Source organism: Scandinavium manionii (genome assembly GCF_024764775.1).
Taxonomy (GTDB): Bacteria; Pseudomonadota; Gammaproteobacteria; order Enterobacterales; family Enterobacteriaceae; genus Scandinavium; species Scandinavium manionii.
Genome location: NZ_JALIGC010000036.1, coordinates 245,323 through 259,323 on the forward strand (window position 1 = coordinate 245,323; position 14,001 = coordinate 259,323).

Annotated in this window: 9 protein-coding genes; 1 reads left to right on the top strand and 8 read right to left on the bottom strand. The window is 49.1% G+C overall.

The window, feature by feature from the left end; all coding sequences use genetic code 11:
• Nucleotides 1-45 precede the first annotated feature (45 nt).
• Nucleotides 46-747 carry a pirin family protein gene (locus MUU51_RS09050; protein ID WP_159772062.1) on the top strand — a complete coding sequence of 234 codons (702 nt, stop codon included), beginning with the start codon at nt 46-48 and terminating at the stop codon, nt 745-747.
• A gap of 59 nt (nt 748-806) precedes the next feature.
• Here the strand turns inward: MUU51_RS09050 and MUU51_RS09055 are convergent, their stop codons facing one another.
• From MUU51_RS09055 to MUU51_RS09090, 8 genes are all read right to left on the bottom strand, one after another.
• On the bottom strand, nt 807-2,135 hold the full coding sequence (locus tag MUU51_RS09055) for an L-cysteine desulfidase family protein (RefSeq protein ID WP_258967629.1): 1,329 nt from the start codon (nt 2,133-2,135) through the stop codon (nt 807-809).
• 43 nt (nt 2,136-2,178) lie between these two features.
• Nucleotides 2,179-3,507 carry an SLC5/6 family protein gene (locus MUU51_RS09060; RefSeq protein ID WP_159772068.1) on the bottom strand — a complete coding sequence of 443 codons (1,329 nt, stop codon included), beginning with the start codon at nt 3,505-3,507 and terminating at the stop codon, nt 2,179-2,181.
• A gap of 282 nt (nt 3,508-3,789) precedes the next feature.
• Nucleotides 3,790-4,200 (bottom strand): Spy/CpxP family protein refolding chaperone, encoded by a 411-nt coding sequence (locus MUU51_RS09065; RefSeq protein ID WP_159772071.1) that lies wholly within the window; start codon nt 4,198-4,200, stop codon nt 3,790-3,792.
• Nucleotides 4,201-4,335: 135 nt separating this feature from the next.
• Complete coding sequence (locus MUU51_RS09070; RefSeq protein ID WP_159772074.1) at nt 4,336-4,611, bottom strand: YdgH/BhsA/McbA-like domain containing protein; 276 nt, start codon at nt 4,609-4,611, stop codon at nt 4,336-4,338.
• A 226-nt stretch (nt 4,612-4,837) separates the two neighbouring features.
• The gene (locus tag MUU51_RS09075) at nt 4,838-6,316 is read right to left on the bottom strand and encodes a GGDEF domain-containing protein (protein ID WP_258967630.1); all 1,479 of its coding nucleotides are present in this window, start codon (nt 6,314-6,316) and stop codon (nt 4,838-4,840) included.
• The gene (locus tag MUU51_RS09080; protein ID WP_258967631.1) at nt 6,313-8,883 is read right to left on the bottom strand and encodes an EAL domain-containing protein; all 2,571 of its coding nucleotides are present in this window, start codon (nt 8,881-8,883) and stop codon (nt 6,313-6,315) included. Before MUU51_RS09080 ends, MUU51_RS09075 begins: the two co-directional genes overlap by 4 nt.
• Nucleotides 8,883-11,408 carry an EAL domain-containing protein gene (locus MUU51_RS09085; protein ID WP_258967632.1) on the bottom strand — a complete coding sequence of 842 codons (2,526 nt, stop codon included), beginning with the start codon at nt 11,406-11,408 and terminating at the stop codon, nt 8,883-8,885. Before MUU51_RS09085 ends, MUU51_RS09080 begins: the two co-directional genes overlap by 1 nt.
• Nucleotides 11,409-11,954: 546 nt before the next feature.
• Nucleotides 11,955-13,970 carry an alkyl/aryl-sulfatase gene (locus MUU51_RS09090; RefSeq protein WP_159772106.1) on the bottom strand — a complete coding sequence of 672 codons (2,016 nt, stop codon included), beginning with the start codon at nt 13,968-13,970 and terminating at the stop codon, nt 11,955-11,957.
• Nucleotides 13,971-14,001 lie beyond the last annotated feature (31 nt).

Sequence of the window (14,001 nt, forward strand, 5' to 3'; positions counted from 1 at the left end):
CGTCCATAGCTTTACCATTGTTTAGTGTAAAGAGAGGTCAAGAATATGATTACTACCCGAACAGCCAAACAGTGCGGACAAGCCGATTTCGGCTGGCTGCAGGCGCGATACACCTTCTCCTTCGGACACTATTTCGACCCAAAACTGCTGGGGTATGCATCCCTGCGCGTACTGAATCAGGAAGTTCTTGGGCCAGGCGCGTCGTTCCAGCCGCGCACGTATCCGAAGGTCGATATCCTGAATATTATTCTGGAAGGGGAAGCCGAATATCGTGACAGCGAAGGGAATCACGTTCAGGCTAAAGCGGGCGAAGCGCTGCTGATTGCCACGCAACCGGGCACCAGCTACAGCGAGCACAACCTCAGTAAAGAGAAGTCGCTGACGCGAATGCAGCTCTGGCTCGACGCCTGCCCGCAGCGGGAAAATTCATCGGTACAAAAGCTCGAACTCACCGACACCGCGCAGCAGCTTATCGCTTCACCCGACGGCAGTCAGAATAGCGTTCAGCTTCGCCAGCAAGTTTGGGTTCACCACATTCAGCTGAATAAAGGCGAACAGCTGAGCTTCCAGCTGCATGGGCCGCGCGCGTATCTGCAATCTATTCACGGCACCGTTCATGCGGTGACACCGCAGGAAGAGCGCGAAGGATTAACCTGCGGCGATGGCGCATTTATTCGTGACGAGGCTAACATTACACTGGTCGCCGATACGCCTCTGCGCGCTTTGCTGATAGATTTACCGGTGTAAAAGCTGAAGCCAGGCTAGCGCATAAGGCGAGCCTGGCTTCATTTCAGTACCAAAAGACGTTACTGCCGCCCTGCCCGCTGAGTGACTTTATGCGACATAATGTCGATGACCTGCTGGTCGGTGTGCTGCATCGCCTGACAGGCCAGCGCGCAGAGATTGGCTATCGAGTCCTCCACATCATGCGTCACAATCCCCTCATTGCCGGTGACCGCGGTGTCATCCAGTGCCATCAGCACCGCCTTCCACGCCGATGATGCGCTGGTGGAAACTTTCATTGCGCAACTGTTTGATGCGCCATCGCAGATAATCCCGCTAACATCACCAATCATACTGCTGATGGCCTTCGCCAGCGTGGCATAGCGCCCGTCCAGCAGCCAACTCATTCCCGCTGCCGCCCCCATCGATGCCGTGGTAGCAGCACAGAGCGCGGACAAACGCGGAAGCTGGGCATGAATGTATATGGCGGTGAGATGAGAGAGCATCAGCGCCCTCGCCAGGCATTCGTCGTCGGCATGAATATGTTCGGCCACCACCATCACCGGCAAGGTGGCGGCGATCCCCTGATTCCCTGAGCCAGAGTTGCTCATCGCCGGAATCGATGCGCCTCCCATCCTGGCGTCCGATGCGGCAGCCGTTCTGATCACAATCTCTGACGCCAGGTCGTATCCCATCAACCCGCATTGGCGCTGTTTCTCCAGCGTCGCGCCGATGTGTAATCCCCATCGTCCCTGCAAACCTTCTTGAGAAAGCGCACCGTTAAGGGTCGCCGCATCAAGGATGAAACGAATCTCCGCCAGCGGAACATGCTCAATAAAATGGAGGATCTCAGCCAGCGAAGTCCGGGACATCATGTCCAGTGGCTCGTCTTCCGTTTGTTTTCCGGCAACAGGCTGAGAAGAAAAGAGCGTTTCACCCTGCTTTTCGACCGCGACAATACGGGTATGTCCACCGGCAATGGTGGCGCTGGCCCAGCGATCCTCGCGCCATACTTTAGCCTTCGCATAGAGTAAATCGTCGCAGGGTTCCTGCACGTGGAGACAGACGCTGCCCGCCTCCAGCAATCGCTTTGCCCGCACAATATCAGCCTGCCCGGTCTGTTTCAGCACCTCCAGCCCGGCCTGCGGATCGCCACCAATGGCGCCCAGTGCCACTGCAATCGGCAACCCGACCATGCCCGTTCCCGGTACGGTAACGCCCATGCCATTTTTCATCAAGTTTGGGGAAACCCAGGCTTCAATGCGTTCAACCTCGCCTTCCAGTTGAGCCGCCGCGACGGCCCCCGCCAGCGCCAGCGATACCGGCTCGGTGCATCCCAGTGCTGGCTTCACTTCTGCACGCACAGCGTGGATAAACTTTTCCCATAACGCAGAACATTCAGGGTTCAACATATTTTCAACCTTCATTCTTCCTCAGGAAATACACAGACTCGTCTCAGGAGAAGGCGAGAAATGGCGATACACACAACAGTAAACCGGTGATGATAATGGCCTTCAGCGCCAGCCCTTTATATTTATGCAGTGCAGGCACTTTATAGACCAGCCAGGCTGGAATAAGACAACCTACCATGCCGAAAATGGGGCTACAGATAGAGGTAAAACTGAGAACCGGCGCATTAAGTACGATTGCGCTCCAGGAAAGTAAGATGGCAAACACCATAATTCCCCCCTGCACGTATTTTTCATTGATGCAATCAGCCGGATATTTACGGCGCAGCAGGTTCATAACTATCCCCTGTGTCGCTTCACGAAAACCCAGATAGACGCCAAAGAACGCGGTCATCACAGCGAAAATATTGAGAATAACGCTGACTATTTTTACCCAACCGGCCCCCTCACCACTAATAAACTGTGCCGCAATTGCCAGCGCAGAAATATTCTGCTCATACGCTTTTACCGCCTCCTCGTGTCCCATTGCGAGGGTAAATGATACAGCGTAGAAAAAGACCGTGACGAACAGAATACCAAATGCAATATTCATCGCTCGCAACGCTTTATAACGCGCCACTTCGCGTGATTTTTCCCGGGAACGGTAGGAAATCACCATCGGACTGAGCGTCTGAATAAACAGAATCGAAGTCAGTGTAAAAGGTAAGGTAATAATGGCGTTTTTAATCAATAGCCCCATCGGTGGCAGTGATCCGGCGTTGTAGAGATGCCAGAGACCTATCATCGATATCCCCAATGCGGCGACGACCAACAGCTTGGTCAGCACCATCAGGCTCGACACTTTAAACAACAACTGCTCACCACGGGACGAAATCGCCACCAGGACACAGATAAGTATTAGCCCGTAGAAAGGATTATCAGAGAGTAAACCGTCGGTTACGCCAAAAGTATGCAAATACGAAGCGCTGTCATTGGTGATGGCGGTGGCATACACAAACATCCAGATAACCAGCATCACAAAATAGAGCGCCCCTAACAGAATGCCCCAATTTTTACCCAGATAACCACTGATCACACTTGGATAGTCTTTGCATTCTGGCGATTCAGCAAGAGTGTTGATGAATAATCGCTGAAATAAATACATTGCCGGATAACCAATTAGAGAAGAGAGCAGAAATACCCACAACCCCATTAATCCAACCTGAACCGGCAAAAAAACAATTCCGGCACCGATGGCCATACCGATACTCATAATGACCCAACCGGTATCGGTACTGTCGAATTTAATGGCTGCTTGCCACTCGCTTTCCGTCATATTGCCCCGAACGGGCATAATGCTGTCTATAACGACGCTATTGTTGGTAGTCGTTTTCATAAAGATCTCGCATCCAGGTAGAGGTTTTATTATTTTTCAGAACCGTATGAGTGCGATATACGGTGCGTAGTGCAGGCGAGCTTTTAGAATGAAGAAATCATACTCGAGGGACTGGAGAAAAAAATCGCCATTACGGGATTAATCATCGACTAAAAGGGAAGTTTTTTTAGCCATCAATGCAAATAGAGAAAAGTATTCTATCACTGGTGCATGTGGGAGGCAGATCACATTGGTTTTTTTTGGAAAAAAAGACCCCGGCTATGGCTAACCGGGGCTGTATTTTTAGTTATTGATGGACTGAATCAAATCGTCCTGGATCTGCTTACGCTGTGCTGGCGTCAGAACCTGGTTCAGGTCGAAGTAGTACTTCACACGGTAGTAGCGGGTCTGCTGCTCAACTTTGCTGAACGCTTCGAGCTGGGTTTTCACCGCCTGCTCATCCCATTTGCCAGAGTGGATAACATCAATCAGCGCGCCATCTTTCACGTCTTTCATTGATACCTGTTCAACGCTTTTTTCCATTTCGTCATGCAGGCTTTGGATTTTTGCGACCTGATCGTTGGTCAGCTTCAGATGCTGAACGATTGGATCCTGAGAAGGCGCCGGAGCAACCTCGGTGTTTGCAGCCTGGGCAACGCCAGTGAAACCAATCAGGGAAGCAGTCAGCAGTGCAATGCGGGTCATTTTGTTCATCGTTAATATCCTTTAAGTAGACAGAGATATTATTTCGCGATGGACAGTAAAGAAGTATGACACTTCATGAATACATGTTTGAATGTAAATGAAAAAAAAGACCGCATCACAGGCGGCCTTAGGCAGGAATATCGCTTATTTATAGATAATGGCGGTGCCGCCCCACAGGCTGGAATCGCCAGAATTACCGAGTCCGACAATTTGATAGTGGCCGGCATTTTCCTGCGCCGCTTTGGCTTTCAGGGCATGAACAGCATCATCAGAGGAGCCCGCCAGGCCAGAAACCTGCACGGTGCCCATCTGTTGCAGCGTGCTTGCCTGATCGGAATCAACCTGTTTAGGGCCCGCAGCCAGAGCGGTAGCGGAAAGTAACATAAAGACAGCACCTGTCAGCAGAGAAGTTGTTTTCATTTTTTAATCCTCTCGGAATTAATGTAGAAGCGTTCACATCAATAAGTATGTCGCCCGCTCCGTCAGGCGATATAGGACAAATGCAAAGTCAGTTAATCATTGTGACAGGATTGTGGAGAAAGCATGTCGGGTTATGGCGGTAGAAACAGCTGGTAAAATATAAGCGAAACGGCGGCATCGCTGCCGCCGATTATGTTACTAAATGCGCGTTTCAACGTCTCAAAAGTTAAACGGCAGGCTGCAGCTCTGCCATTTGGCTTTTGCGCTGCTTTTTCATTTCATACAGTTCTTCATCCGCTCTTTTATAGCTCTCAGTAAAGCCATGCGTCAGTTCACTGATGCCGTAAGAGAACGATAATGGCAGCGTTGTATTTTCAAAGGGGAAACAAGAAAGCTCCGCAACCCGCTTCGCCATCATCTGATGCGCCTGTGCAAGTGTCATATTTTGTAATAACAAAACAAACTCATCACCGCCCATTCGGATCAGATGATCACCCTGACGAACGGATTCCAGTAGATATTGAGCAAAGAAGATAAGGGCCTCATCTCCTGCATGATGGCCCCAGGTATCGTTAATAGTTTTGAAATCATTTAAATCCATCGCAACCAGAATAGTATTGCGGCTGTTAGGAATATTTTCCGTCACGATTTTCCCGCCTTCCCGCGACAATGCTTCGGTCAGCGAATCGGTGGTGAGTTTATCCATCATCAGCTCAATTCTTCTGTGGGAGCGCGTAAAGACCATAAAGAAAAACAGCATGATGATATTAGCGAACATAAAACCTGCAAGCTTAATGCGCAGTAGTTCGGTAAAGCTCACTCGAGTTCTCAGGCAGAAGCCATTTACCAGTTTGATATCCCCGAGATTAAAATCGAGCCACGAACCGTTATCCGGGAAGATATTCATGTCGATATCATTACCTTTCAGGCTATGAATACGAATGTCATACCCGGAATTGGCGATACTCAGTTCATTAAAAGCATCACGGAATAGAGAGGCAAGGTCGTTTCGGGTGTAATCGATAGCGATAATCCCAGACATTCGACTTCCCTGACCGACGAAGTCCTTAATCACCACCGGGCTACCGATAGTGATCGTCGGTAATTTCGAAATGGCATCCTGGTAAACATTGCTATAAAACAGTTCCGGCACGACATACCCACGATTGCTTCTCAGCAGCGAAGATGTGGCTTCTATGTAGCCAGAAAGACGAAAGTGTGGATTAGCGCCCTGTATTTCAATGGCTTTTTCGGTGTTAAAAACGTAATAGTAGCCGGTGTCACCGTCGGTATAGTAGGTCGTAAATCGGGACTTATTGGCATCGCTAAAATTGCGCCAGAACGAGCGCAAAATGGTGAATTTCTTACGGTGAGCATCATCAATATCCGCTTTCCATGCGGGAAGCTCGCTGTCGCTCAGTCGTTCATTCACTGTGCCTGCGAATTTATTGCTGTCGATTCCCATGCTTTGGTTCAGCATACTGTCCGGCAATTGCAGCATCGAACTCAGGTCAGATGCCATGCTTCTGTTATTTTGCGTGTCTTTCGTAATCAGGCGCACCACACGCGAGGTGACCAACTCAACATTGGTTCTGGCGTTAGAAAACGAAATATAAAAAGTGAACGCATTCACGATGACGACCATCACTGAAAGCACGATCAAAAAAAGCTTCTTTTCTGATTTTAGCTGATGCGAATTTTTCATAGCACGGACCCGTTAGCCTTCACTGTTATCACCCCATTCTGCGGTACCCAGGCCGAGAAAAGCTGTGGGCGCGAGTAGTAATAACCCTGCGCTTTCACACATCCCATCGACTCGAGTTTTTCGCCCATCTCCACGGTCTCTATCCCTTCGGCAACCAGCGGTACCCCGAAAGATTGCGACAGCATAATCACCGACGAAATGATGGCCTCACTCTTACGGTCGTCCAGCACGCCTTTCACAAAATCGCGGTCGATTTTCAGACAATCGAAAGGCAGCAAATGCAGATATGACAGGCTTGAATAGCCGCTACCAAAATCATCAATCGCAACAGACAGCCCCAGACGGCGCAGATAATTGAGCGTTTCAATGACCTTTTGACTGTTTTGCAGTAGCACGCTTTCGGTAATTTCCAGACAAATATTGCTGTTAATCAGCCCGTTATGTTGAATACAGGTCAACAGATGCGAGGAGAAATCGGTCTGCTGAAGCTGTACCGCCGAGATATTGATGTGCAGCTTAAAATCGTCCGGCGCGCCGCGAGCGATAAACGCCGCCAGTTCACGACAGGCTTCTTCGATAATCCATCGACCCAGACGGATAATGGTACCGGTGCGCTCTGCCAGGCCGATAAACACATCCGGCGGAACAAAACCGAGTTCGGCAGATTGCCAGCGAATAAGGCATTCACCTTCCGTAAACGTGTCGCTATTATCCAGGTCGACGATGGGTTGAAGTACCAGATGGAATCCATCATTCAGCAGGTCTTCACGCAGTGCCTTGAACATGCGGATATTGTTGAGTTCACTTTCCCGCATCTCTGGGGTGAACAGGACATATTCGCGGTTCGAGCCCGTGCGGATTTGCTGCAGCGCCAGGCCTGCATTCATCATGCAATCGGCCAGATTACCCGTGGTGATTGTCTCCAGCACAGCCCCGCCCTGACCGGTGAAAACATGTGACGCATCTTCCGGATCGTTTTGGATTTGTCGGGCTGGCGTGTCATGGAACAACGACGAGATCAGTCCCCAATAGGTATCGAGATCTTTTTGCTCGTTGTGGCCAGGGAAGGTCACAATGAACAAATCCTCAGAGTAGCGACAGAAAATACTCTCCGCAGGCGCCAGCTGAATAAGGCTTTCAGCAAAGAAACGAATAAACCGCCTGGCATATACGTGGCCAAGCGTACTGCGCATATCACGGAAATTAGTCACGCGGATCATCACTAATAAATTGCGACCATCATACAGTGACGGCTCATTCAAAAAGCCTTCGCGCGTCAGAATGCCGGTATCTTTATCTTTTTCAATGCGCTGTTTCTGCTCATTCAGCATGCCGGTTATCAGGCCAGACGCCTTGCTGAGTTCCTCTTCGAGCACGGCTATTTCCGTGAATAACGTCCCCTGTTCTGCCGTTTCCCACGACTGTTTGCCGAGCCAGCGGGTTTTCTGGACCAATCGTTGCAACGGATAGAAAAAGTTTCTCACCAACATAATCATCAACAGCATAAAGAACAGCGCCAGCGTCGACAGCATAATGAGAGTCATGAAATGAGACGTTTTATATCGGGTGTAAGGATGGAGATTCGGCGCAATCAGCACCAGTGAACCATTAAACTGACCCGACAGGTCGCGAACCGGATGCATTATCACAAAATAGTCTTCGCCCTTATGGGTAATGATTCGCGATGATGTGGACTGTTCGTTTTCACCCTGCAGCAGGGCTTTAAGCATCGGGAAAGCGTAAATACTTCGCAGTTTGACGTGCTGTCCTTTCTGGTTTTCGTCGCCCGACGCGAGATATTGAGGGCGAGAAGACGAAATAATTTGCTGCTGATCGTCCAGCAGTAGCAGCGTGCTATCCGATGACGGCGCCGATTTTGTAAGGTAGTTGCTGATAACCGTAGGGTTAATATCGGCAAAAACAACGCCCTTGAAAGCCCGGCTGTCGCCGTATAAAGGCATGCGCCAGCTCATCGCCTGGCCATTGCTGGTCGACATGTGATAATAATTTTTGGTCCAGAAAGGCCGGGTTTGTGTCATCGCTTTGACAAACCAGTGACGCGAGAAAATGTTGTAGTGCTCAACGTGTCCGACGATGTCCGAATCCTTCGATGCCGTGCGATAGATATCTAATCTGTCTCTGACGGTAGAAGAAGTTTTGATCGGGAAAATCGCCCCTGTCGCCTTATCTCTTTCATACGCGACATACTTCCCGTCCGCCGTCGCCAGACCGATCCGTGAGATCGTATCAGAAGAGACGAAGTCATGGCCCAGCACATGTTTCAGCTGCTGCTCAACGGCAGGAGAATCAATGCCCGAAGAGGCATTGACCAAATCAGATATCAACTCGGCCGCGCGCTGAGGCTCGTTCAGATACATATTGATTCGATGGCTGAGATACTGGCTTTTTTGGGTCAGCGTTTTTTGCGCTATTTCCGTATACCAGTTGCTAATGTCCCGGCGCTGGAGGAAGAAAAATAGCAACAACATGATGACCGTGCAAACCATCAGGCTGAGGATGAGCGTACTCGCGAAGGATATCGAGCGTTTTTTAAGCATGCGGAACATCAGAGAGTCTCCTGACCGGCGCTGTCATGTTGAGCGGTCAGCGCTGCAGCGTCCTTATCGCTGGCGACCTGTTCAGAACCATAAAACAAAGAGGAAAACGGAGCCGGATGGGCAAGATAGTAGCCCTGCACCTGATCGCAGCCGAGGGCGAAGAAATGTTTCCGGGTATCTTCATCCTCAATGCCGATAGCAATCAGCGGCACCTGGAAACCTTTCGCCAACGTTAACAATGAATTAAAGACACAAATGCTCTTCTCATTATTCAGTCGATTCGAAATCAAATGCTTTGAAATTTTGATGCTGTCGAACGGAATCGAATGCAAATAAGACATGCTGGAGAAACCGGCGCCGAAGTCATCCAGGCAGATGCAGATCTGGTGGCGTCGAAGATAGTTCAGTACCTGGGAAGCCTGAGCCATATCGCGATCCAGACCGACTTCCGTAATCTCGATGCAGATGTTTTCATTTTTAAGGCCATGCAGCTGGATGGTATCCATCAAATGCCAGGCAAAACCGTTTTGCAGCAGCTGAATTGCCGAAATGTTGATGTGCAGTCGGAAATCCTTCGGCGCCCCACGCTTAATCATTGCGGACAGTTCGCGGCACGCTTCTTCAATAATCCAGCGACCCAGCGGAATGATCAGCCCACTTTCTTCGGCAACGGGAATGAAATCCTCTGGCGGAATTTCACCCAGCTTTTCAGAGTGCCAGCGCACCAGACACTCACCGGCCATATACGTTGCGCTGTCATCCGGTCCGGCAATCGGCTGAATCACCAGGAACAGCTCATTGCTGGCCATCGCGCTGCCGAGAGAATCATGCAGGCGGATATTGGTCAGCTCCGTTTCCAGCATTTCAGGCAGATATAACCGCGTTTGTGCATTGCCCGATTTTTCAGCGTGACGCAGGGCTATCCAGGCATGCATTAAGATATCGGTTATCGTCTCTGGCGTAATATCCTGCAATACCATACCCGCGTTACCGGCAAAAAGAATATTCCCCGTTCCGTTTTTGCCTGATTTATTATTCAACGAGAATAGCGAGTTAATAATACTCTGATATTTTATGTAATCGCTCTCCTGGTTTACACCCGGAAAAACAATAATGAATTTATCAATATTATCGCGCGCCACAATAATATTGGTTGGCAGAACGGCTTCTGCCTGCCGCATAAACTCAGTAATAAACGCATCCGCATACTTATTACCCAGCGTGTTCATGATCGACTTCATATTGGCCACATGGACCAGCGCGACTAAGTTATGATGGTAATAAATCCGTTCATCATTTAATAAGCCACTGCGAGTGTAAAGACCGGAGGACGGGTCAAATTCGATTTTCTTACGCATCTGTTCGAAGCTGTCAGTCAATCGCTGCGACAAATGCTTAAAACCGGATTCGAGCTCGGCGATTTCCTGAAACTGGTAGCGATCGCTGCCTTCTGACCACTGCCCAGATTCCAGCTCTTTGGTGCGCTGTGCAATCTGACGTAACGGCGAGGTAATGCGGGTAAGCACCACGTGGACCAGCGCAGCGCTGAGCAGGAAAGTCAGGATCAACGCCACAATCATGAATTTATCATGTAGCTTTACGGTCGCGATAATTGCCGACGCCGGGATGATGACCACCGCCTGCCATTTCAATTCACCGGATGCATCGTTAACAGGAAAACGCGTGGCGTAATAACGGTCACCATCTAGCTTAAGATTAATCACCTCATTCGGGCTAGCAGCCAGAAGTGCCTTTCCGATTTTCTCAATCATCGGGGAAGTATTTTTGGTCAGCGTTGGCAGCACCATTTCTGAATTAACGTGCGGTGCGAGGCGGTGCGACGATGAGGCCACAATCTGCTCGCGCTCATCCAGAATGAGTAAATGACTCTCCCGGTAAGGGCGCTGGCGGCGCAGCATTTTGCTCAAATTTTGCAAATGCAGTTCACTGGAAATCACGCCAATATACTGCCCCTTGCTATTAAATGCGGGCACACTGTAGGCAATACCGACCTCTTTTTCGGTACTGAGGTCACGATACACCGGCGTCCACAGTGGCTTCTTATACTCATTCACCGGCTGATACCATGGCCGGTTATGTATCGTGTAATGCGGGTTCTGCATGACCACCGTCGAACGCGTTGTCGACCCGGCGTACGAGACCAAAACGTCGTGCGTAGAGGCGTCTTTTAAGGTCAGATACTCTTCTTTACCACCATCGCTTCGGTGGCTGATGCCGATGTAATCACCCTTAAGATTGCCAAACTGCAGCACATTCAGGTCGATATTGCTCTGGAAGACATCGTTCATCACGTTCATGATATCGTCATATACATCGCTGACTGCGATATTGTCAGTCTGATAATGTTTGAACGTATCTCTCAGTACCGAATCGGCCTGACGCGGAATATTAACGTAGTCCTCAACCGCCGATTTAAGCAGGCTGGTCTTGGAAACAAACAGGTTGTGGCTGATGGTGTCCAGCAGACTCTGGCGGTCGAGATAGACTACCGTTGAAACAATAGCAAACACCATGCAATAAAATGCAATAAAGAGGGTTCTGACAGCTCCGGTCAGAGAGGATGATATTTTAAAATAACGAAAAATCATAGGGGACCATGGGGAGCTGTCGGAAGATACAGGTAATTAACGAATAATAGGGTTACCGCCAGGGGAGGAATAATGCACGTGGCAAAACCTGATGGTATTTCATCAATAAGATTACCACGCACAAAAAAATACGCCATTAGTAAGTCGTTTAATAATAAACCGGCGTTATCGCTTTATGGCTGAAAGTATTAATTTAAATTTTCGCGAGTGTGTTTGTTATATACAGATGGCGATCCGTGCGTTTTTTTCCGATGGCGCTAACGCTTACCCAGCCTACAAATCCTAAGTAGGTGGCGGTGCCTGAGGGCTCAGGTTACTAATGTAAACCGGCACGCACTTGGCATGACCTTAGAGACGAACTTTGCAGGTATCGAGATCATACGCCATAGCGCAATCGAATTAAAATAGAGTAACAATAAAAACGGGCAGCTTATGCCACCCGTTGTTTTATACTTTATAACTTCACGATTACTACTGAATCTGATTAGCCTGTTGCAGTGGCAGAACCAGGTTCATATCATTCTTGATTTTGGTATCAAGCGTGGAAGCAATCTGCTTCAGCACTTCACGATCACCTTCAACCTTCGCTTTGCCGTTGTTGAGCAGATCGTCCATTTTCTCTTTACCTGCAACAACTGCAATAAGATCAACTTTCGAAATCTGAACATTAACATCAGCTTTCTGCGCTGGCATATCGTCAGTCAGCTCAACATAGTTAAGCACACCGTTATGCAGATCAAGCAGGAACTTATCACCATCCATATTCAGAGCAATAGTATGGTTACCCAGTTTCTCCGCCTTGATCTGATCCGAAATCATACTGATATAAGACATCAACAGTTTTGGTGGCAAATTAGCAATAACTTCCGGAGAAGCGGTGCTTAACTTGTTCGGTACACTTCCGCCCACACGCAGTTCGTGAGCGCCTGACAGATAGAGGTTACGGGTAAGTGCCGTTTCTTCCTGATAACCAATCTGTTCCAGGGCATCAGCCAGCAGATAGTTGGCATCTTTGTTCGATGCATCGTAGGAAACAATATTGTTCAGGAGATCAGCCGCAAAGCGATAATCACCTTCTTTATAACTCTGAACAGCCAAATCAACGACTTTACTTTCACCACCCATTGCTTTCACATAGCGTTTGCCACGCTCAGCGTCAGGGTATTTCGCTAATTCCACAGCGTTGCCACTGAACCAGCCAAGGTTTTTGATATAGGTCGATTTCAGGTTGTTACGGGTATTACCGTAGTACGGACGGTTGTCCCACTTGTTGAACACTTTTTCAGGCAGCTTTGCATTCTCAGCGATATCATCCGGACGGTAACCGTAGTTGGCGTAACGAATGGTGGTGTTGTAAAGAGACTGATAGGCGTCACGCTGATCTTTCAGATACTCAACAACGTTCTTGTTGCCCCAGACAGGCCAGGTATGTGGGCCGAACTGGACTTCAACATCATTGCCCCAACGCGCAATCGCGGCATTGATGTAGGATGCCCATTCACTTGCATCACGAGTCTTGGCACCACGCAGGGTATAGATGTTGTGTTGCAGGTGGTTAACTTCTTCTGCCATAGACAGTGCTTTCCACTGCGGGATATACACGACCATTTCCGCTGGTGCTTCTGCACCAGGCGTCAGGTAGAAGACAAAATCCACACCGTCAATGGTCGCTTTTTCACCATCTTTAGTGATGAAATGGTTTGGAATAGCCAGGGAGGAAGCACCATTCGCCAGTACTGGACCCAGCGCAGCGGTAATAGTGCCGGATGCATCTTGCTTCAGAACGTTACCGTACTGGTAGCCAGCACGACGCGCCATGATGTTACCCGCCATCACGTTCTCACTGACAGCTTCTTCGACAAAGCCTTCTGGTGCGTAGAACGGAATTTTGCCGCTTTTGATGTCTTCAGGCGTTGCAAGACCTGCCGCGTAAATCCCGGCAAAACCACCAAAGTGGTCAGCATGGCTGTGGGAAATGATGACGCCCTTCAGCGGTTTTTTACCACGCTCTTTTTCATAAAGCTCAATGGATTTTTTGAACGAATCCACGGAATACTCTACGTCATACAGAACGATGCCGCTGTTGGTTTCGATGATGGTGAGGTTGGAAATATCCTGCCCACGAACCTGATAAATATGATCAGAAACTTTATACAGCCCACCACGGTTAACCAGTTGAGCATGGCGCCACAGGCTTGGGTTCACTGATGCAGGGGCTTCTTTGTTCTGCATAAAGTTCATGCCAGTCGCACTGATCACGCCAGGGATGTCACCGTTATTGAGCAGTGGAGCGATAAACCCTTTATCCACGTTTTCGAAATCAGTTTTGCTGGCAAAATCGAGTTGCTTATACACAGCTTCGTTTTTAGTTTTAGTCACATCAGTGGCTGGTTTGCTGTCAGCAGAAAACTGATAGTCGGCAGCTAAAACAGAACCTGAAATCATCAATCCGGCACATAACAATGCCAACGGTTTTATCTTCATCATTTTTGTATCTCTCTCTTTCCAATCCGTGAGG